The organism is Clostridium merdae, assembly GCF_900176635.1.
Classification (GTDB): Bacteria; Bacillota; Clostridia; order Oscillospirales; family Acutalibacteraceae; genus Faecalispora; species Faecalispora merdae.
The window spans coordinates 298,682-319,244 of the sequence record NZ_FXLN01000004.1; the positions used below are offsets into that span (position 1 = coordinate 298,682).

A 20,563-nucleotide genomic window follows, 5' to 3' on the forward strand; every position below is an offset into this window, starting at 1 on the left:
TAGTACTATAAAAAGATTAGGGAACCAGCCTGTTTCAGCGGTTCCCTAATCCAAATTATATTGAAGCTTCTAAGATTGCAATTGAGCGTAATGCTCTAAGATATAGTTTTTAGACCTTTGAGCAGCGGGGGAGAGTGGGCGGCTTTTTGCCCAAGAGAGATAAACCGTCCTCGCAAAGGCTTGTTTTTCATCTGCAATCGGTATAACAGAAACCTTTTCGTTTTCCATAGCGGGCACATGGGGAAGAACGGAAATGCCAAAGCGTAACGCAACATATTGCAAAGCGGCATTGCACTCACGAACCTCAAAAACGATGTTTGGTACAAGGTTGTGCTGGCTGTAAGCTTGATCCATTTGCGCTCTTAGACTGCTGGATTTTTCCAGCATTACAATTGGCTCCTGTGCAAAATCTTCAAATGTTACAAAGCTTCGTTCCGCTAGCGGGTGATTGCTTGGAACCGTTAAATAGAGGGGTTGCTTCAGAATAGGAACAGCCTCCACAGTTTCATCAAGGTGCATGCAGAAGGCTAGGTCAAGTTCCCCTTTTTTCAGTTTACTTAAAATATCAAAGGAGGTAGCCTCCAAAAACTGAAAACGCACTCCTCGGTTTTCTTCCTGACTGTAAATCCCAGACATAATGGATGGAATCAAGGAAGTGGAGATGGAATGAAAATACCCCAGATGAACTACCTGTAAGGCGGAGCCAGCCATTTGCTGCAGAACCTGAACTCCTTCATCTAACAGCATGAGAACGCGGTCTACGTAAGTAAGAAATTGCTCTCCGTAGGGTGTTAAACGTATTTTACGATTTTCTTTATCAAAAAGCTTAACATTAAGCTCTTTTTCCAGCTCGTTAATGGAATAGCTTAAACTGGGTTGGGCAATATGTAGCTCTTTGGCTGCTTTTGTATAATGGAGTATCTGCGCCAAAGCCTTAAAATACTGTAACTGCAACAGTGTCATTAGAAACAATCCTTTCTTATCCAAAGAAAATAGGATTTCTTTAAGAAGTAGGTTCTATGTAAACAAATGATTCTTGCCTTAGTCGGATGTTTTAATTTTATTTATTATACCATGATTCATTGAGAAAAAGCGAATGAAAATTCGCTCTATTTGTGCGTAATTTGTAATTTATTAGACTTATTTGCAGATTTAATAGATGCTTTCTATAAACTATAAAGAAACCTGGTATTGGACTTCAATGGGAAAGGGTTCTACAATAGAAACAGAAACAGCTTTTCCCACAATAAAAACTGTTGAGTGAGGAGATTGTAATTATGGCAAAAGAAGTATCTACAGAACAAATTCAGGTATTAGAGGAAATAGTAGCTCGTGCCAGAGCCGCTGCAGAAGTGATTGCCACTTATGACCAAGAACGGGTTGACCGCCTTTGCCAGGCAGTAGCCGCTGCTGTATGCGACATGAAGGTTTGGGGCCCTATCTGTGATGAGGCAGTTGATGAAACCGGACTTGGCGACAAGGTAAGTAAGAGAAATAAGCGCAATAAAATAAAACTGATTCTTCGTGACTGCCTGCGTAATAAGAGCGTTGGGATTATTGAAGAACTGCCGGAAAAAGGCTTAGTAAAGTATGCAAAGCCGGTGGGTGTTATTGCTACACTGGTTCCTACAACAAACCCATGCCTCACTCCCGCTGGTCAGATTGTTTATGCAATTAAAGCGAGAGACGTATTGATTTGCTCCCCCCACCCCCGTGCAAAGAAGGTTACCAATAAGTGCATCGATATTATTCGTGAGGCCTTGGTTCGTGAGGGCGCTCCCGCAGATATTATTCAGGGCATTCAGGAGCCCAGCATTGCCTTAACACAAGAGCTGATGAAGCGCTGTGATTTGGTTATTGCTACTGGCGGCCGGCCGATGGTAAAATCCGCTTATTCCTCCGGTGTTCCCGCGTTCGGCTCGGGTGCCGGTAACGCAACGGTAATTATTGATGATACCGCAAATACTCCAGAACGCCAAAGAGAAGCGGCAATGAACTCCCGCATTTCAAAGACCTCTGACTTTGGCTCAGGTTGCTCCTGTGACGGAAACTTAGTGATTCACGAGTCTGTTTATGATGGCTTTGTGAAAGCACTTGTGGAAGAGGGCGCATACATTGCCAATGAAGAAGAGGCCGAGAAGCTAAAGAATGTAATGTGGGATGAAGTAGGGCACCGCCTACCGAATACTGTTGCCATCAGCCCTCAGAAGCTGGCACAGGCGGCCGGATTTGAGATTCCCGATGATCGCAAGCTAATTGCAGTAATTGGTGGTGGCAAAGAAAACATTGGCAAAGAGCATTTCTTCTCCAGTGAAAAGCTTACCACTCTCCTTACGTTATTCAAATATGAGGGCGAGTTTGAAAATGCTTTGGATATGATGCGTGCAATCTTCGAGGTTGGCGGCAAAGGTCACTCCTGCGGCATTTATTCTTTCGACGACGAGCACATTCACCGTTTGGGTATGGCTGCACCGGTTTCCCGCATTATGGTTCGCCAGCCGAACAACAAGGGTAATTCCGGCTCCTCCACGAACGGCATGCCGCCAACGTCTTCCATGGGCTGCGGTACTTGGGGTGGCAACATTGTTTCAGAAAACATTGCTCTCAAGCATTACATGAATACTACTTGGGTTGCGCGTCCTCTCGCTGAGGATATGCCCACCAACAAAGAGCTGTTTGGCGAGTTCTTTAAAGAAGGAATGGACGAAGAATAATCCTTCTAACAAAGACTTACCGCACGATTTTTCTTCATCCTACTTATATCACTCATCCGGAAGATAAGTGTTATTTTCTTAGTGCCAGTATCGCTGCTTGGCAAAGTCCTTTTGAAAGAAGCTCATAGGGGGAATGCCACCATAGAAGGGATAAAACCTTCATGGTGGCATTTTCTCTTTTTCTTTATCCGTAATGTTTTTTGTTTCGAAAAATGGTATGATAGAGCGAAACCGCACAAGGAAAAGAGCAAAAAGCACTTTTACCGCAAATAATAGATTCTATGAAAGCGAATTGATTATTTAAGTGCAACTACTATAATCCACGAGAGAGGTACAAAATGAGAGAGTTTAAAGGAAGTATGAACTATGTTGCATCAGAAGAGTTGATGCAGGCAGTGAATATTGCCGTCGCGCTGGAAAAGCCCCTGCTGATTAAAGGTGAGCCGGGAACCGGTAAAACTATGCTGGCAAAGGCCGTATCTGACGCACTGAATCAAGAAATGATTATTTGGAACATCAAATCTACAACCAAGGCGCAGGATGGCTTATACGTTTACGATGTGGTTCAGCGCCTGTATGACAGCCAGTTCGGCAATGAGGGTGTCGATAATATTCAAAAATATGTAAAGCTCGGGAAAATGGGGGAGGCCTTCTCCTCAGAGAAGCAGGTAGTACTGCTGATTGATGAAATTGATAAAGCAGACCTAGAGTTCCCGAACGATTTATTGTGGGAGCTTGACCGTATGGAATTTTATATTCCAGAGACAGGAGAAACGATTCGGGCAAAGCACCGCCCTGTGGTGATTATCACTTCTAATGCTGAAAAAGAGCTGCCGGATGCATTCTTGCGTCGTTGTGTATTCCATTACATTGAATTCCCAGACCAAGAGCTGTTGGCTGAAATCGTTCGGGTTCATTTTCCCAAGCTAGATGACCACTTGCTCACACAGGTTTTAAAAGCGTTTTACCGGATACGCTCCCTACCTCAAATTAAAAAGAAGCCCTCTACCAGTGAGGTTATCGATTGGATTCGTGCACTGATTCATGGCGGCATGAACCCGGACCGCTTGGTAAAAGAATTGCCGTATTTGGGTGTTCTGCTGAAAAAGAATGAGGACATGGATACTCTGCGTATGAACTGGCGGTGATTGCATGTTTTCACATTTTTTATACCTACTGCGAAGCAACGGCTTAAAGGTATCTCTTACAGAATGGATGACATTGATGGAAGCGCTGAATCAGGGACTGCACGGTTCAGAATTTACAGGCTTTTATCACCTTTGCAGAGCATTGCTGGTGAAAACAGAAGCGGATTTTGACCGCTTTGACCAGCTCTTTCTGCTGTATTTTAAAGACGTTCCTTTTGAAGAAGAGGTCTCGCAGGAACTGCTCGATTGGCTAAGCAGCCGAGATATTCCCGAAGGATTGTTTGATGAGGAGCAGGAGCTGCTCAACCAGTCTTTGTCGGATGAAGAAATTGAAAAAATGTTTCGCGAACGCCTTAATGAGCAAACAAGTCCTCACAATCGGGGGCGATATTGGATTGGTACACGCGGAATGTCTGTTTTTGGCAACAACGGCTTGTCTCCAAGAGGAATTCGGGTAGGCGGCAGCAGTAAATACCGAACCGCAATTCGAGTAGCGGGGGAGCGGCGTTTTCGTGATTTTCGTGAGGACACCACTTTGGATTTACGTCAATTTCAAGTTGCACTTCGGCGCCTGCGGCAGTATACCGGTATTCTAAACTCTGCCGAAACAGAATTTGATGTAGACAATACCATTGAAGACACCGCACAGCATGCCGGTATGCTTACGGTACGCTACCGAAAGCCACGAAAAAATGCGGTAAAGGTTTTGCTGTTTATTGATTCCGGTGGTTCCATGGATTACTATTCGCAGTTAACGTCTGCCTTGTTTCAGTCTGTAAGCAAGACCAATTTTCACGATTTAAAGGTGTACTATTTTCACAATTGTATTTATTCAAGGCTATATACTACCCCGATAATTGACCCCAAACATTCGGTACCGACGGATTGGGTTTTAACAAACCTATCTAGCGATTACAAAGTGATTTACATTGGGGATGCTCAAATGGCACCTCATGAATTGGTGGGGAACTATTACATGGGAGGCAACGGAAAACCCTCCAGCGGTGTGGAGTGGCTGAAACTGCTTCGTGAGCGTTTTCGTTACTCTATTTGGCTGAACCCCAGTGATCGGCCGGAGTGGGGCGAGTACTGGAGCCACAGCTACGACGTAATTGAAAGTATTTTCCCTATGTTCCCACTAACGGTTGACGGAATGGAAGAGGGAATGAAAAAGCTGCTGCGTGCTTAGAGAAAGCACAGCATAATACAAAAGAATATAATAAAGAATATACAAGCAAAAAGAAAAAGCATCTCCCAGAACTAATGCAGTTCTGGGAGATGCTTTTTCTTTAACAGTGCTTTAGAATATGTAATAAAAGCTTGCCCTTAAAAGTCTGCTCTTATTGTAAAAGGGGGTAAAGCTTCACATCTTCTTTTTTCATTCTCTCTTCAATCTGGCGAAACATCTTCTTGCTCTCGGTAAGAAACACTATTTTATTCTCGACTATTTTAGAGGGGATGTTGTATTTCCGAGAAAAGATAAGAAATGCTTCCGCTAGGCTCCCCATTTCCTGCTGAAAGGCATTTGCAATGTTACGGATGTTTGGATTCGTGTTCTGCACAAGGGATGGATATAAAAACTTGTCCTCAGACATAAGGTGCATTTTCAGTTTGCCAGACAAAGCATTGATTTGCAATGCAATCTCTTTTGCGTTTTCTTCAGGGCCTCTTTCCGTAAGTTGATGAATCGTATGAATCAGAATGAAAACTTCTTCATGCTGCTTTTTCAGCAAATCCAAATTGTTCATTTTCATTTTCTCCTTCCATATTATTTGGGAAACTATGGTATTATTCTAACGAGTCGTTGCAGATATGTCGGTTGTTTTTGCAACGCGTATGAAGAAAACATTAGTCTTTAAACGCTAATGTAGATAATGCAAAAAGGGGTGGTCTATTGACCACCCCTTCTACTTATGCCTCAATAAAATGTTAACCTCTTGGGTAAGGAAACACAACAGTAAGCATCATTTTAAATGGATTCTCCGCGGCAACTGCATGAGGAATTCCCGCAGGCATTACAATGGTTTGCCCCTGCGAAAGAGAATGTAGCTTCCCCCCAATGGTGATTTGTGCGTCACCCTCCAGTACGGTAACAATAGCATCTCCGTCGGAAGAATGCGTGCTGATTTCTTCTCCTTTATCAAAGGAGAAGAGTGTAATGCTAACGGCGGGATTTTGTGCGAGTGTTCTGCTAACGACCTGACCCTCTTGGTATTGCACCAAAGAAGAGAGCTCCAGTGCTTTTTCAAATTCGATGTTCTTTAAATATGCGCTCATAATAAGCCGCCTTTCTATTCATGGTTAGCGGTGTCGTCCACCAGCCGCTTCTCCCCGGTGATTTCTTGTATGGGGCGAATGTTCTGTGTCACTTCAAGAACTCCCATAAATTCACCAGCTTCACTGCGAACCGCAAAGTAACGAATGAGGATATACTTTTCGCCCATCTTAATCCAAAAATCTTCTTGGTCCTTACGACCATCACGAAAATCCTTTACTAATTGCTCTACAATGTGAACGCTGGCAGGTGGGTGGCAATTTGAAACCTTTCGGCCAATAATGGATTTGGTACGTGGAAAAACACGTTCCGCGCCCTGCGAAAAGTATTTTACAGTATCGTCTTTATCCACAAAGGTAATATCAATTGGCAGCGTGTCAAGCATACGCACAAGCTCTTCGGTTTTTAAAACACCGGTAGGGAGGGTAATAACACCAGGCCCTGCTTCCTTTTTTAGTTCCTCTTGTGGTTTGTTTTCAGCGGCTGGCTTCCAAACGGGTACGTTATCAATTAGGCATAAGCCAATTTCAGGTACTTCACTCGCAATCACTTTCCACTCATCCTGCGTCAGGTTTTCTGTCAGCATGGGGAAGAGGATGTTCTCCTCTTTAAAAATCATCTCTTCTATTCGGTTGAAAAGGGCTTCTAAGCGAGGCTTTAACTGCTCCGCAGTGGCAGAATCAAGCTGCTTTCGAATATCCTTCAGTTCATCCCGTATCTCATCGTCCACACCCCACATAACCTTTGGCGGTGCAGTAATTCCGTATTGCTCTAGATATGGGAACAGCAGATTTTCCTTTTTGCTGTAATGCCGGTCAATTTCCATTAGCTTTGCAAGCGGGTCTTTTAGGTCGCTGGGACTGTTTCCAAACGAAAGTCTGGTTCGAATTTCTTTTACCAGCGCTTCAAGTGCCCGGTTTTCACGCCATAATAAATTCACTGGGTGCCCCGGTATTTTGGCGGGGTCGGAGGGTTGGTGAATCTCTTCAATAGAGCCTTTAAAAACAGCGGAGTGAACATCACAAAGACGTTGAATTTCACTGACAGGCAATCCGTTTAATATCAAAGCTTGCTCTGCTTGTGCAATTTCTTCCGCAGAAACATTACCGAACACTGCGGCAAATTGATCTTTTACCTCATCAACACTTTTGCCATCGTGCAGCTGAGTAATCAGTTCTTTTAACACTTGCTGGCGGTATTCTCTGTTGTTAATTTCAGCACTCATAAATATCCTCCTTCAGTGAATTTAAATGTAGTACTCTGCAATTACGAAAGGGAAGCCGCAAACTGCCTGCCGTATTCACGGCAATTTAACAGCTCGTCCTCACTGGGAACCCATAATGCTCTGTGACCGGGATTCACAATTTGAAAGCCGGATTTCTCAAGCTCTTCGGTAAGCTGCTTAACGGCTTCGCCGCTCCACCCATAGCTGCCAAAAGCGGCGGCACGTTTGTTTTTAAATTTTAGGCCTTTTATCATTTCCAGTATGCCGCCAATGGAGTATAAATAACCATTATTAATGGTAGAGGATCCAATTAAAATTGCTTTGGAACGGAATACCTCCGAAAGTATATCGTTTTTATCTTCTTTTGCAGAGTTCATGAGCTTTACGGTAATGCTTGAGTCGGTATCCCAAATACCTAACGCTATGGCCTCCGCCATTTTGCGGGTAGAATTCCACATGGTGTCGTAGACAAGTGTAACCTGATTTTCTTGGTAATTGTCTGCCCATTTCAGGTATTGCTTCACAATAGCGGTTGGGTTCTTCTTCCAAATCACTCCATGGCTTGGGCAGATTAAATTCACCGGGAGTTTTAAATCCAATACCTCATGAATCTTTTTCGTTACAAACTTGCTGAACGGAGTAAGAATATTGGCATAATACTTTAGCGCCTCCGTAAAAAGCTCCGCCTGATCAACTGTGTCGTTATACAAAGATTCGGTTGCGTAGTGCTGGCCAAATGCATCGTTGCTAAACAGAATGTTTTCACCGGTCATATAGGTGAACATGGTGTCTGGCCAATGGAGCATGGGGGCTTCTACAAAGACCAGCTTGCTATCCCCAAGGTCGAGTGTATCACCTGTTTTTACGGTCACGAAATTCCACTCTTGGTGGTAATGGCCTTTTATAATTTTTGCCCCATTTACTGTACAGTAAATAGGTGTATTGGGTATTTCACGCATTAGCTCTGGCAGCGCACCGCTGTGGTCAACTTCATTATGGTTCATGACAATGTAATCTATGCTTTTTAAGTCAATTTCCTGTTTTAAGCGAGAAACAAATTCTTTATCAAAGGGCTGCCAAACGGTATCTATCAACACTGTTTTTTGGTCACGCACCAAATAGGAGTTATAGGATGACCCTCTGTGTGTGGAATACTCATCACCATGAAATTTAGTTAACTCCCAGTCCACCTTACCGACCCAGCTTACTTTTTCTGTTAATTGCTTTCCCATAAAGGTTCCTCCGTTCTTTCTTTTCAATAGTCTACCGCACATGTTGCGTGTTATTATTTTTTTGGTGTAGCTTTATTATACGAAAGTTATTTTTTGGTAGATGTTGCACACGCAACATCTCATAAAAACATTTTCTGGTTCAATGAAATGACAAGAGAAGGAGGGAACAATCTATGAAATACTTAATCACAAATCAATGCCGCGCCATTGCAAAAACAATAATAAAGCCAGATAAAGAATTTTCTTTTTTATCTTACCTCATTACAGGCAGTGCGAATATATTAATTGATACTTTGCCTGAACGCTTTGCCCCTATGCTTTTGGAGGAAATAGAGTACGCAATCAGTAAAAAACGACTGGATGCAATTATTATGAATCATTCCGAAGAGGATCACAGCGGAGCATTGCCGGCGGTGCTAAAAGCGTACCCGCAAACGCCTATCTACTGTACTGAAAACTGCCAAAAACGGCTGCTTTCCATTTTACCGGATGCCGACTACCATATTTTGAAAACCGGAGATGCCATTGAAATTGGGGAACAGCGTTTTACCTTTGTGGAAACCCCCGGTCTGCATTGGGATGATAACATGGTCACGTTTTGGGAAAACGAAAAAATACTATTTTCAAACGATTTGTTTGGTCAGTATGCAGCGGCAGAACCGCCCATTGATCGCGACTATCCGTTAGAGAGACTACTGGATGCCGCAGAGGATTACTACAAGAAAGTATTCTCCGCAGCTTCGAACCACGAAAAAAGCGTGATAAATAAAGTAGGAAAGCTGCCTGTTCAAATAATTGCACCCGGGCATGGCCTCATATTAAAATATAGCGTATCCAATATCCTAAGGCTTTACCAGGAGAAAATAAAGCTTTAGACGATTGATTGAACTCTTTTTAGTGAAACGCTTTTGGCTCAAGAATTTGAAAAGAGTTTTTATAAAAGTCAATAAGCCCGTCCCGCTTCATGTTGTGTAGCTCACGGGTTAATGCACTGCGGTCGGCTCCAAGGTATTCCGCCATGGCAACCCGCCCAAAGGCTGTTTGAAATTGCAGGCTACCGTGGCTACGTGCTTCTTGCCCAAGGTAGGTGAGTATTTTGGCTCGCAGACTTTTTTTTGAAATAATTTCGATTTTCTCCATGAGTTGAAAGTTCTTTTCTGCAATGAGCGTTACCATATTTTCAATGAGCCTGTGATGATAAGCGCAGGAACGGCCGCAGGAGGTCAATACCTGGTGAAATGGCAGGAATAAAATTTGTGTAGCTTCCGCTGCCAAAAATGATACGGTAGAAACAGTATCTTTATTGCAGGCAAAGGTTTCACCGAAAATCTGCCCCGGTGTAATGAACGCCAGAATCACCCGGTCTCCCCATAAATCCTCTTTGAGCATTTGAACAGAACCATTCAGAGGAATCCCAACCCACTTTACTTGCTCACTAGTAAGAGAAATAAATTCCCCCTTATCATATGTTTTAATACTATGGCCAATACAGTGTAAAACCGATACGATTTCTTCGGGAATCATTCCTTCAAATAAAGAATATCCTTTAATTTTTTCTACTAATTTTTCCATTTCTTCACCCCTTTTCATCATATCTGATTTTACAGGAATCTGCAATGTACTCGTGCTTTCTACCAAGAACGACCACAAAGGGGAAGGGGACATGCTTTGCAGAATAGCAAATTTGTACTGTTATTATACATCATTATTGTAAAATTGATTTACAGGAAAGCTGTTTCTGTTATACTAAATTGTAATGCCATATACCATCTTTAAAAACGATAAGATAAAATTCATCTCATGAAGCAGGAGAAGATAATATATGATAGCAAAACTAAAAAATAGCCCGTTGTTTTTTGAGATGACGGAAAGCGATATTGAAAGCTGCCTGAAATGCAGCGGGTCTGAAATAATACAGTATGAAAAGGACGAGCTGATTTTCCGCCAGCACGATGTACCCCGAAAGCTATTGGTGCTTGTAGAGGGTACCGTGGTGGTAGGCAATGATTCCAGCTCTGGAAAGCGCAGCATTGTTGCAACGCTTGACCAACCCGGCGATTTGTTTGGCGAGGTGTTTTTGTTTTTAAACAAGCACGAATATGACCACTATGCTCAGGCAGTGGTTCCGGCAAAGGTTCTTCATATACCAAAGGAATTTATGTACCATAGCTGCGGTAAAGACTGCGATTACCACACAAAAATGATTTCGAATATGCTTTCCATTCTTGCTCAAAAAGCTTATTTTTTAAATCGCAAGCTGCAAATTGTTTCCTGCGCGACTCTACGGCAAAAAATAGCGCGAGTATTGCTGCAAAATGCATCGCCGGATGGCTGGGTGTCTTTACCTATGAATCGTGAAGAACTTGCCGATTTTATGAATACGGCACGACCGTCTTTATCGAGAGAACTAATGAAGATGCAGGATGAAGGTCTATTAATAATAGAAAAAAGAAAAATCAAAATCATAAATTTTGAAAAATTGCAAAATAATTTATAATTTTTAAAATTCGTAACCGAGGTTACGGATTTTTTTTATCTGGATTGGTATGATGAATACATCGAAAGGCCGAGAGGCTATGAGCGAGAATGAAGGAGGATTACTTTCATGGATAATAAAATGTTTTGCTATCAGTGTCAGGAGACCGCTGGCTGCACCGGGTGTACACAGGTAGGTGTATGCGGCAAGAACGCAGAAGTTTCTGGCATGCAGGATCTTTTGGTTTATGTAACAAAGGGCATATCTGCCGTTACCACACAGCTTCGTGCCGAGGGCAAAGAAGTTTCTTCTGATGTGAACCACTTAATTACACTCAATCTGTTCGCAACCATTACCAATGCGAACTTTGACGAAGATGCGATTGTTGAACGCATTTTTAATACATTGGCAAAAAAACAGGATCTGTTGGGTCAGGTTGCAAACCCGGAAGCTCTTCCGGCAGCAGCCAGCTGGAGTTCTTCAAACCGGGATGAGTTTGCTGCAAAAGCTGCCGAGGTTGGCGTTTTGTCTACCAAGGATGAAGACGTTCGCAGCCTGCGCGAGCTGATTACCTACGGCCTAAAGGGCCTTTCTGCTTACAGCAAGCACGCAAACGTTCTACTTAAGGACGACGGCGAGGTTGACGGATTCCTGCAAAAAGCTTTGGCAAAAACACTGGACGACTCTTTGTCCGTAAACGATTTGATTGCCTTGACTCTGGAGACCGGCGAATACGGCGTAAAGGGCATGGCTCTTCTCGATGAAGCCAACACCTCTGCTTATGGCAACCCTGAGATTACCAAGGTTAACATCGGCGTTGGATTGCGCCCGGGCATCTTGGTTTCTGGCCATGACCTGCGCGATTTGGAGATGCTTCTCAAGCAGACCGAGGGCACCGGTGTGGATGTTTACACTCACTCTGAGATGCTGCCGGCTCACTATTACCCTGCATTTAAGAAATACTCTCACTTTGTTGGTAACTACGGCAACGCATGGTGGAAGCAGAAGGAAGAGTTCGAGAGCTTTAACGGCCCGATTCTCATGACCACCAACTGCATTGTTCCCCCGAAGGATAGCTACAAAGATCGACTCTACACCACTGGCGCTGCCGGCTTCCCCGGCTGCAAGCACATTGGCGGCGAGATTGGCGAGGAGAAGGATTTCTCCGCCATTATTGAGCACGCTAAAAACTGTGCTTCCCCTGCTGAGATTGAGCGCGGCGAAATCATTGGCGGCTTTGCACACAACCAGGTGCTTGCTTTGGCAGACGCCGTAGTAGACGCAGTTAAATCAGGTGCCATTAAAAAGTTTGTGGTTATGGCAGGCTGTGACGGCCGTGCAAAATCCAGAAACTACTACACTGATTTTGCAAGAGCACTGCCGAAGGATGCGGTTATTCTGACCGCTGGCTGTGCAAAATACAAGTACAATAAACTAGCCCTTGGCGATATTGGCGGTATTCCTCGCGTACTTGATGCTGGCCAGTGCAATGACTCCTATTCGTTGGCCGTTATCGCACTCAAGCTGAAAGAAGTATTTGGTTTGGATGACATTAACGACCTGCCGATTGTATACAACATTGCTTGGTACGAGCAGAAGGCAGTTATCGTTCTGCTGGCTCTGCTGCACCTTGGCGTTAAGGATATTCACCTTGGGCCCACGCTTCCAGCTTTCCTTTCCCCGAATGTGGCGAAGGTTTTGGTTGAAAACTTTGGCATTGCCGGTATTGGCAGCGTAGAAGATGACCTAGAACTGTTCTTCGGTGAGGGTGCGGCGATTAGCCCGGCTGTTACAGAAGATATGCTCATCGGCGACATTCTCCGCCAGTATCCCGATGCAGCTCCTGTTCTTATGGAGTGCGGTATGCACTGCTTGGGCTGCCCGTCTTCCCAGATGGAGTCTCTTGCAGATGCTTGCATGGTGCATGGTATGGACCCCAAAATGGTTCTTGGCCAGCTCAATCAGAAGATTGCCAGATAAAAGAATATCAATAACGGGGGGCTGTGAAAGATCGCAAGTGCGTTTCGTTCGCGGCCCTCTTTTTCGGAAAGGATATTTGCATATGAGTGCTTTTTTAGGCCCGATTCATCATTGGCTATATGGTAAGATTCAATTTCAAGAGAAATGGATTCAGAGCATTTTAAGCTCTGCAAAAGAAAATGGTTGGGGAGATTTCGAGGAAAAGCTGGATTCAGCCTGTGGCGCCGCTGATTTGCGACCGCTCGAAGACAGCATTGACCAAGGGAATATTCATGGTTGGCTTCAGCAAAAAATCCATGTAGAAGAAGCAAGGCTTGCTGTGCTTGTTACCGAGCTGCTAAAGGCAGATGCCTCACGTATTGATGAGCTCACAGAGATTTCGTTCCGTTTTGGTAAGAGCAATGCACCGGAAGAAAAACTCGATGCTTCTGAAGCGTTCCAATTATTAAATAATACCCTGCTCGATGGTATGCCCTGCGACCATGTAAATCAATTATTGGAGAACGATAAGGATATTGTCGTTTGGCAGCAAACACAGTGTCTGCACCGTGAGTTCTGGGAGCAGGCAGGGGGAGACGTAGCCGTATACTATGCGCTTCGTATGCGCATGATACAAGGGCTGTTGGGGGAAAGTGGATTGATATTTGCCGGTGAAAACGGACGTTTTGAAATTAGAAAGGACTGACGATATGTACAGCGTTGAATTAATGGTAGAGGAGCACGACCATATTTTAGAGCTGCTCACAGTCATACGGAAAGCCTGCTGTGGTGTTCTGGAGGGGCAGGAGGTAAATGACGGTGATTTTCGCAGTATGATTTCGTTTGCTCGTAATTATGCCGATAAACACCATCACGGCAAGGAAGAACAGATTCTGTTTCAGGAGATGACACAGCATTTGGGTCAAATTGGCGTGAACCTCATTCAGCATGGAATGCTGGTGGAGCACGACCTTGGCAGGCTGCATATGTCAGAGTTGGAAAACGCTCTGAATCATTATAAAGAGAATCCCAATGCCATGGGTAAGGTTAATATTATTGCGGAAGCCATTGGCTACGCCAATCTTCTTCAGCGCCATATTGATAAAGAGAATCAGATTGTGTACACTTATGCCGAGAAGAATTTGACAGAAGAAATTTTAAAATCGGTGGATGAACGTGTTATCGCGTTTGAAAAAGAGGCGCAGCAGGCTCAAATTCAAGACACATATCTTAACTTACTGGAAGAACTAAAAAAGAAGTATTGCTAAAATAGTGAAAAAAGAAGGCATGAAACAGGTATCATTCCTGCTCCATGCTTTCTTTTGTGTCTGGTATAATAGAAATTAAGTTCCGCTCTAACTGAGAGGATAAGTGTAAATTTCTTCACACTCTTGTTGCTCTTAATGAGAATTTGTATGCCCTTTTCTGAGGCTAGTAGCATCTTAAAATACATATCTTTGTAATCAATCATTTTCACTCACCTAAAGTATACTTAAGAACAATTTGTTTAAAATCAATAGAACAGATTGTTTTTAACTATACTATTGCTGGCGATAAAGATGGCGAAATACCAACGAATTCGTGAACTCCGCGAAGATGCAGATTTAACGCAGGAGAAAATCGGCAAATCGATTCATGTACCCCAGCGCAGCTATGCCTACTATGAAAGCGGTCAGCGAATGGTACCGCCGCACGTTCTATGCGCGTTGGCAAATTTTTATGGTGTGAGTGTGGATTATATTCTAGGGCGCACCAACAAAAGAGAAACAAACCGATGACAGGAAAAGAGAGAGTTCGAGCAAAGAATGCTTGGTCTCTCTTTTATTCTGCTAAGTTAAGAGAAGCATTCTAATGTCAATTTTAGAATAATAGAAAAGATATTATACTATTTTTTAATCAAGGTAAAAAAATAAAAAATATATGTAATTATGGATTGACATTTTTGAAAAACCGCAGTATTATAGTAGCAGCAGTAAAACATATATAGCATATATGATTAAATAACATTAGGAGGTCGTCTTATGGCAAAGGTTTATAAGAATCTGACTGATTTGATTGGGAAAACCCCTCTTTTAGAGCTTTCGAATTATGAAAAGAAGCATGAGTTAAAGGCAACTGTGATTGGTAAGCTGGAATATTTTAACCCGGCAGGAAGTGTAAAAGACCGTATTGCCAAGGCAATGATTGAGGATGCAGAGGCAAAAGGGCTTCTAAAGCCCGGCTCCGTTATTATTGAGCCTACCAGCGGTAATACCGGTATTGGTCTTGCATCTGTTGCGGCTGCGCATGGCTATCGTATTATCCTTACCATGCCGGAGACGATGAGCGTAGAACGCCGTAATCTATTGAAGGCGTACGGTGCAGAGCTGGTGCTTACAGAAGGCGCAAAGGGAATGAGCGGTGCCATTGCCAAAGCCGAAGAGCTTGCAGCAGAAATTTCGAATTCCTTTATTCCCGGGCAGTTTGTAAATCCTGCGAACCCGCAGGTTCACAGAGTCACCACGGGTCCTGAAATTTGGGAAGATACCGAAGGCAAGGTAGACATTTTTGTAGCGGGTGTTGGTACGGGTGGTACGCTTACCGGTGTGGGCGAGTACCTAAAATCACAGAACCCCAATGTATCAATTGTTGCCGTAGAGCCTGATGGCTCCCCCGTATTGTCGGAGGGTAAATCCGGTTCCCATAAAATTCAGGGAATTGGTGCCGGTTTTGTGCCAAAGGTGCTGAACACCTCGGTTTATGATGAAATCATCCGCGTTAAGAATGAGGATGCGTTTGCGGTAGGCAAAGAGCTTTCAAAAACAGAGGGTCTTTTAGTAGGTATTTCCTCCGGTGCTGCCATTTGGGCGGCTACTGAGCTTGCGAAACGCCCAGAAAACGCTGGCAAGGTAATTGTAGCCGTTCTGCCAGATACCGGTGAGCGTTATCTCTCCACTCCGCTTTTTTCTGAATAATAAGAGTAAAATATCTCATTATGTACTTCTAACCCCATTACAAAGCCCCCTCAACGGATACCGTTGAGGGGGCTTTGTTTTTGCTTAAGAATGTACGAATTCGTATAATAGAATGGACGTATTACTAAGAATGAAACCCTGGCAATCATACTTTTGCAACAGCAAAGCCGAGGAGATAAGCTGCAACACCTAAAACCAATGAACCAATGAGGTAAAAGGCGGCAAAAGAATTTTTTGCTTCTAATTGTTGGTACCCTTCGTATGCAAAAGTGGAAAAGGTAGTGTAAGCACCCAAAAATCCATCTCCAAGTAGAACATAGGTAGAGTGGGCTGGCTGTAATGCCGTAAGAATACCGAGCAAGAAAGCACCGGAAAGATTAATAATAAATGTATTTAGTGGAAAAATTGCTGCACTCTTCTTTAAAAGAAACAGCCCCAATCGGTACCGGCATAGCCCGCCGCATATTCCACCGATGGCAACAAGTGTCAAGCTCATTTGCAATCACTCTCCTGTTCTTTTTCTGTTACCATGTTCGGATTTTTCTGGAGCAAAAGACCCAATGCGCGGGCGGACTTCATACCCAAGTACACAGCCCCTAAGCCCAATAATAGGCTGGCCGAAAGGTAACAAAATGCAGTAAAGTATTTTGCGGCAAATAGCAGAGTGGATGCTTCCTTACACAAGGTAGAGAATGTGGTGTAAGCACCCATAAGTCCGGTGGTAAGGCCAAGCCGAAGATCCGTATCAAATGCTCGAACTTCAGACCAAACGGTGAAAATAAAAGAAATGAGAAATGCGCCAGAAAGATTAATAACAAGGGTGTTGAGCGGGAACAATCCATGGTATCCCCCAAGTGTAATATTTTCTAATTGGTACCTTACAACAGCACCGAGGGCACTGCCACAGGTTAAGAAAAGGATTTTTTTCATTTTGCAATCCTCCAAATAAAATGCTTTGATTTGTGATTGAAAAGTAGTTAAATCGGTGCTAGCGGAATGTAATCAAACAAAAAAGCTGATAACTCTGCAAATAGCAGAAGTCATCAGCTGAATAGCAGTTTCGGTATTACCGAGGGAGAACTTCATTCCCTAATTAGTTATGGTGTGACGAAAAGCAAGATTGAACAAATACAATAAAATCAAAATGTAGTTGGTACCGCATAATCCCGTCTTTTACTACGAAATAGAATAACATGATTTTATCTGAAATTCAACCTAGTCCAAAACTTTTATAAGAATGAGAATGTTTAAGACTCATTCGCAAGGTCATTCATAAAGGAATGCAGTGACTGTAGTAAGGGTGCCAGTTTTTCTGGGGAGAGGCCGGTGGAGCAGACCATATTCTCCGGTATCTTGGCCGCTTGTTTTTTTAAAGCGTGGCCGGTTTCTGTAAGGCGAATACGCACGCTGCGTTCATCATCATTACTGCGGATTCGTTCAATATAAGAAAGAGACTCCAGTTTTTTTAGCAGAGGTGTTAACGTACCGGAATCAAGCGTTAGTCGGCTGCCAAGCTCCTTTACAGAGATATTGTCTTTCTCCCATAGTGCCAACATGGTAATATAACCGGTGTAAGTTAGGTGCATGGGTTCCAAAAAGGGTTTGTATTTACGAATAATCTCTTTTGAGCTAACATAAAGCGCAAAGCAGAGCTGGTTTTCTAGTTTTAAAAGTTCATCTATATTTTTCATCGGTTTCACCTCAATACTTATTGTACAATTAAATAGTATCAAATTAATTTGCTTTGGTCAAGAAAAAGCACTTGACATTTTTGTTAAATTGTATAAAATTAAATTAAGAACAATTTAAATAAAAGGAGATTTTAAAATGAAAATCTACGATTATAATATTCTCGATATGAATAAGCAACCGGTATCACTTTCTCAGTATAAGGGCAAAGTTTTGCTTATTGTTAACACTGCAACCGGCTGTGGTTTTACCCCGCAATACGAAGGTCTTGAAAATCTCTACAAAAAATACCGTGACCGTGGGTTTGAAGTTCTCGATTTCCCATGCAATCAGTTTGGGAATCAAGCACCGGGTAGTGAAGAGGAAATTCACAGCTTCTGTCAGCTAAAATATGATGTAACTTTCCCACAGTTTGCAAAAATTGAGGTAAATGGTCCTAACGAAGCTCCTCTCTACACCTATTTAAAGAGCCAGCAAAAGGGTATGTTGGGCTCAAACATTAAATGGAACTTTACAAAGTTTTTAGTAGACAAAAACGGAAATGTTGTTGCCCGCTATGCGCCTACTGAAAAACCGGAAAATTTGGAAGCGGATATAGAAAAACTACTTTAAAATGTGATTTCTTTTTCGTCTGTAAAGTGCAAAGGGATGTTATGCAGGTAAAACTGCTGGCATCCCTTTATTTTAATATAACAATGCTTCCCAAAGCTTTACGAATAGCAAAACATCTTACTTTCTGGTAAAATAATGTATGTTTAATCTGCCAGAGCAAACAAAAAAGAGTCTCTCTATGGGGTCATAATCAAGGTAAGTACTAGTAGGGTTGACTCAGACAAAAACAAAGAACGGAGGAGGAACAATAATGAGTTTAGGTAATGAAAAGGGAAATATGGAAAGAATATGTTTTTGTCAAAAGATTGTAGATGAAATTCAGAAAGAGAGCAAACGACCTGTTTGCCGATTGCAATTAAGTCAAGAATCTTTTTCTATAAAAGACAGTTATTTGGGTGGCGTTCCTTATCTTCCGCATAATGAGAAGTATCCCATTGGCGATGACGGTCAAATTCTGTGGCTATGTGCTCAAATCAATTTTGCTCAGATGCCACCCATGGAAAACTTTCCGAATGAGGGAATTTTGCAGGTTTTCTTATCCGATTTTGACTATGATGGTGGGTTTGGTCTTTACAGCAAGGAAGACGGTACGGTTCAAGGTCAGTGGCAAACGACCTACCATCCGTTCGTAGATGAAACCGTCACAGAAGATGAATGCCGGGCGAAGATGCCCACTTCATGGGAAGATGACACAGAGTTGTGGCGCACTCCAGATAGGCCTCTTAAAATAACATTTTTGCCTACGGAACAGGAGGGAATCAACCACAATGACATTCGCTTTGACCACCTCTTTGCAGCTGCGCTGACTTCCCAACTGCCCAATGTGAATCCGGAAGATTACATGCCCTATGCACTGCAAGATAAAACCTCCGAGGAGCGGGAGACCCTCAATAAAATTCGAAAACAGATTGAGATTGGTGGCTGCAAGCTCGGAGGATATCCTCGCTTCGCTCAAGACGATCCCCGGCTATATAGTGTGGAGAGCGGTAAACCACTGGAGGAGTGGGATACCCTGCTCTTCCAACTAGATGACGACACTTTTACTTTTCCGGCGGGCGATATCGGAGACATGGATATCAATCTAAATGGTGGAATATTGAATTTCCTAATTCGCACAAAAGATTTGAAAAATCGAGACTTCTCTCATGTGCTAGCTCAGTGGGCTTGTACCTGACAAAAAGGATGAAACATTTACTTCCTTATGGGCAGAAAAGTAAATAAACAGTACTTAAATATATAACTGAACAAAGTAAAAGCCAGCGTCATTTAGGCGCTGGCTTTTTTGGGGGGAGTATAATTAAAATTTTTTGTATTACTATTCGAGTGTCAGCCCATAGCTGTCTATTACCGCACGAAGCTCTTCTACATAAGAGAGAGCCTGTTTACTTAGCTGAATTTGTCGGTTTGAAATCCAGCCAACTTGAATTTGATCATCAACAATTAGTGGTACGGAAGTGATGTTATCTCCATTTAAATCAGCACTTACAATTCCGGTGGAAATCGTGTACCCATCAAGACCTATCATCAGGTTAAAGATGGTTGCACGGTCACTCACATGAATGCTTTTTTTATGGAAGACGGTGCTTAATATTTCCTCTGAAAAATAAAAGGAATTAAAATCTCCCTGTTCGTAAGACAAATAGGGGTATTCTTCTAAATCCTCTAAGGTAACGGATTTTCTCTTTGCCAAAGGATTACTGGAACTAATAAAAATATGTGGTTTGGCTGTAAAAAGCGGGTGAAATTCCAAGTGATTCTCTTTTAATAATTTATCAATTACTTTTTGATTGAATGGATTGCGGTATAAAATACCAATCTCACTTCGTAGTGTTTTCACATCTTCAATAATCTCGTAGGTTCTAGTTTCTCGCAAAGTGAATTCGTATTCATCTGCACCACTTTTTTCAATCATATTTACAAATGCGTTGACTGCAAATGCATAATGCTGTGTAGAAATAGAGCATAATTGGCGTGAGGGCTTTTTATTTACATAGCGTTGCTCCAACAGGCTTGCCTGTTCGGTCACTTGGCGCGCATAGCCAAGGAACTCCGCACCGTCAGAGGTTAGCGTAATGCCCTTTGGGGTTCGCAGAAAAAGCTCAATCCCCATTTCAGATTCCAGCTCTTTTACTGCGTTAGAGAGGCTGGGCTGGGTAATATACAGCTTTTTTGCAGCTTCATTAATCGAACCGCAATTCACTATTTCAATAATATATTTCAGCTGCTGTAATGTCATGCCTATATCCTCCGCACAGCGTATTTTTTAAATCGCTTTGTAG

General features: G+C 42.8%; 22 protein-coding genes and 1 riboswitch. Of the genes, 12 read left to right on the forward strand and 10 right to left on the reverse strand.

Going from position 1 to position 20,563, the window contains the following annotated elements; genetic code table 11:
- Positions 1–69: 69 nt before the first annotated feature.
- Complete coding sequence (locus tag CAN90_RS06815; RefSeq protein ID WP_085833094.1) at positions 70–963, reverse strand: LysR family transcriptional regulator; 894 nt, start codon at positions 961–963, stop codon at positions 70–72.
- A gap of 314 nt (positions 964–1,277) precedes the next feature.
- Between CAN90_RS06815 and CAN90_RS06820 the strand changes: the two genes are divergently transcribed.
- The 3 genes from CAN90_RS06820 to CAN90_RS06830 all read left to right on the forward strand — a co-directional run bounded on the left by CAN90_RS06820 (position 1,278) and on the right by CAN90_RS06830 (position 5,051).
- Positions 1,278–2,714, forward strand: coding sequence for an aldehyde dehydrogenase family protein (locus CAN90_RS06820; RefSeq protein ID WP_085833095.1), 1,437 nt, complete (start codon positions 1,278–1,280; stop codon positions 2,712–2,714).
- Between the two features lie 338 nt (positions 2,715–3,052).
- Complete coding sequence (locus CAN90_RS06825) at positions 3,053–3,862, forward strand: AAA family ATPase (protein ID WP_085833096.1); 810 nt, start codon at positions 3,053–3,055, stop codon at positions 3,860–3,862.
- A gap of 4 nt (positions 3,863–3,866) precedes the next feature.
- Positions 3,867–5,051, forward strand: coding sequence for a vWA domain-containing protein (locus tag CAN90_RS06830; RefSeq protein ID WP_085833097.1), 1,185 nt, complete (start codon positions 3,867–3,869; stop codon positions 5,049–5,051).
- A 151-nt stretch (positions 5,052–5,202) separates the two neighbouring features.
- Here CAN90_RS06830 and CAN90_RS06835 read toward each other — a convergent pair whose 3' ends face one another.
- The 4 genes from CAN90_RS06835 to CAN90_RS06850 form a co-directional block, all read right to left on the reverse strand.
- Entirely contained in the window at positions 5,203–5,610 is a 408-nt protein-coding gene (locus CAN90_RS06835) for a hemerythrin domain-containing protein (protein ID WP_085833098.1), read from the reverse strand.
- A 181-nt stretch (positions 5,611–5,791) separates the two neighbouring features.
- A complete protein-coding gene (locus tag CAN90_RS06840) occupies positions 5,792–6,139 on the reverse strand; it encodes a cupin domain-containing protein (protein ID WP_085833099.1) in 348 nt (115 codons plus the stop codon).
- Between the two features lie 14 nt (positions 6,140–6,153).
- The gene (locus CAN90_RS06845) at positions 6,154–7,362 is read right to left on the reverse strand and encodes a DUF438 domain-containing protein (RefSeq protein WP_085833100.1); all 1,209 of its coding nucleotides are present in this window, start codon (positions 7,360–7,362) and stop codon (positions 6,154–6,156) included.
- A 41-nt stretch (positions 7,363–7,403) separates the two neighbouring features.
- Entirely contained in the window at positions 7,404–8,594 is a 1,191-nt protein-coding gene (locus CAN90_RS06850) for an anaerobic nitric oxide reductase flavorubredoxin (protein ID WP_085833101.1), read from the reverse strand.
- A 173-nt stretch (positions 8,595–8,767) separates the two neighbouring features.
- Here CAN90_RS06850 and CAN90_RS06855 point away from each other — a divergent pair, with 173 nt between their 5' ends.
- Entirely contained in the window at positions 8,768–9,469 is a 702-nt protein-coding gene (locus CAN90_RS06855) for an FprA family A-type flavoprotein (protein ID WP_085833102.1), read from the forward strand.
- A gap of 19 nt (positions 9,470–9,488) precedes the next feature.
- Here the strand turns inward: CAN90_RS06855 and CAN90_RS06860 are convergent, their stop codons facing one another.
- Positions 9,489–10,166 (reverse strand): Crp/Fnr family transcriptional regulator, encoded by a 678-nt coding sequence (locus CAN90_RS06860; RefSeq protein ID WP_085833103.1) that lies wholly within the window; start codon positions 10,164–10,166, stop codon positions 9,489–9,491.
- A 250-nt stretch (positions 10,167–10,416) separates the two neighbouring features.
- Here CAN90_RS06860 and CAN90_RS06865 point away from each other — a divergent pair, with 250 nt between their 5' ends.
- The 6 genes from CAN90_RS06865 (at position 10,417) to cysK (ending at position 15,983) form a co-directional block, all read left to right on the forward strand.
- A complete protein-coding gene (locus CAN90_RS06865) occupies positions 10,417–11,091 on the forward strand; it encodes a Crp/Fnr family transcriptional regulator (RefSeq protein ID WP_085833104.1) in 675 nt (224 codons plus the stop codon).
- A 108-nt stretch (positions 11,092–11,199) separates the two neighbouring features.
- Positions 11,200–13,050, forward strand: a complete 1,851-nt coding sequence (gene hcp / locus CAN90_RS06870) for a hydroxylamine reductase (protein ID WP_085833105.1) — start codon at positions 11,200–11,202, stop codon at positions 13,048–13,050.
- An 82-nt stretch (positions 13,051–13,132) separates the two neighbouring features.
- Complete coding sequence (locus tag CAN90_RS06875) at positions 13,133–13,735, forward strand: hypothetical protein (protein WP_085833106.1); 603 nt, start codon at positions 13,133–13,135, stop codon at positions 13,733–13,735.
- A gap of 4 nt (positions 13,736–13,739) precedes the next feature.
- Complete coding sequence (locus tag CAN90_RS06880) at positions 13,740–14,297, forward strand: hemerythrin domain-containing protein (RefSeq protein WP_085833107.1); 558 nt, start codon at positions 13,740–13,742, stop codon at positions 14,295–14,297.
- A gap of 291 nt (positions 14,298–14,588) precedes the next feature.
- Entirely contained in the window at positions 14,589–14,807 is a 219-nt protein-coding gene (locus CAN90_RS06890; RefSeq protein WP_085833109.1) for a helix-turn-helix domain-containing protein, read from the forward strand.
- 243 nt (positions 14,808–15,050) lie between these two features.
- The gene (gene cysK, locus CAN90_RS06895; protein WP_085833110.1) at positions 15,051–15,983 is read left to right on the forward strand and encodes a cysteine synthase A; all 933 of its coding nucleotides are present in this window, start codon (positions 15,051–15,053) and stop codon (positions 15,981–15,983) included.
- A gap of 145 nt (positions 15,984–16,128) precedes the next feature.
- Here cysK and crcB read toward each other — a convergent pair whose 3' ends face one another.
- The 3 genes from crcB to CAN90_RS06910 all read right to left on the reverse strand — a co-directional run bounded on the left by crcB (position 16,129) and on the right by CAN90_RS06910 (position 17,674).
- A complete protein-coding gene (gene crcB / locus CAN90_RS06900; RefSeq protein WP_085833111.1) occupies positions 16,129–16,479 on the reverse strand; it encodes a fluoride efflux transporter CrcB in 351 nt (116 codons plus the stop codon).
- Positions 16,476–16,913: a fluoride efflux transporter FluC gene (locus CAN90_RS06905; RefSeq protein WP_085833112.1), complete on the reverse strand. Its 438-nt coding sequence runs from the start codon at positions 16,911–16,913 to the stop codon at positions 16,476–16,478. The genes crcB and CAN90_RS06905 overlap by 4 nt, the downstream gene beginning before the upstream one ends.
- Positions 16,914–17,010: 97 nt before the next feature.
- Positions 17,011–17,082, reverse strand: a riboswitch (Fluoride riboswitch).
- A gap of 148 nt (positions 17,083–17,230) precedes the next feature.
- Positions 17,231–17,674, reverse strand: coding sequence for a MarR family winged helix-turn-helix transcriptional regulator (locus CAN90_RS06910; protein ID WP_085833113.1), 444 nt, complete (start codon positions 17,672–17,674; stop codon positions 17,231–17,233).
- Positions 17,675–17,810: 136 nt separating this feature from the next.
- On the opposite strand from CAN90_RS06910, the gene CAN90_RS06915 reads away from it, so the two are divergent.
- The gene (locus CAN90_RS06915; protein WP_085833114.1) at positions 17,811–18,284 is read left to right on the forward strand and encodes a glutathione peroxidase; all 474 of its coding nucleotides are present in this window, start codon (positions 17,811–17,813) and stop codon (positions 18,282–18,284) included.
- Positions 18,285–18,534: 250 nt separating this feature from the next.
- On the forward strand, positions 18,535–19,458 hold the full coding sequence (locus tag CAN90_RS06920) for a YwqG family protein (protein ID WP_085833115.1): 924 nt from the start codon (positions 18,535–18,537) through the stop codon (positions 19,456–19,458).
- 141 nt (positions 19,459–19,599) lie between these two features.
- Here the strand turns inward: CAN90_RS06920 and CAN90_RS06925 are convergent, their stop codons facing one another.
- Positions 19,600–20,520, reverse strand: coding sequence for a LysR family transcriptional regulator (locus tag CAN90_RS06925; RefSeq protein WP_085833116.1), 921 nt, complete (start codon positions 20,518–20,520; stop codon positions 19,600–19,602).
- Between the last annotated feature and the right edge of the window lie 43 nt (positions 20,521–20,563).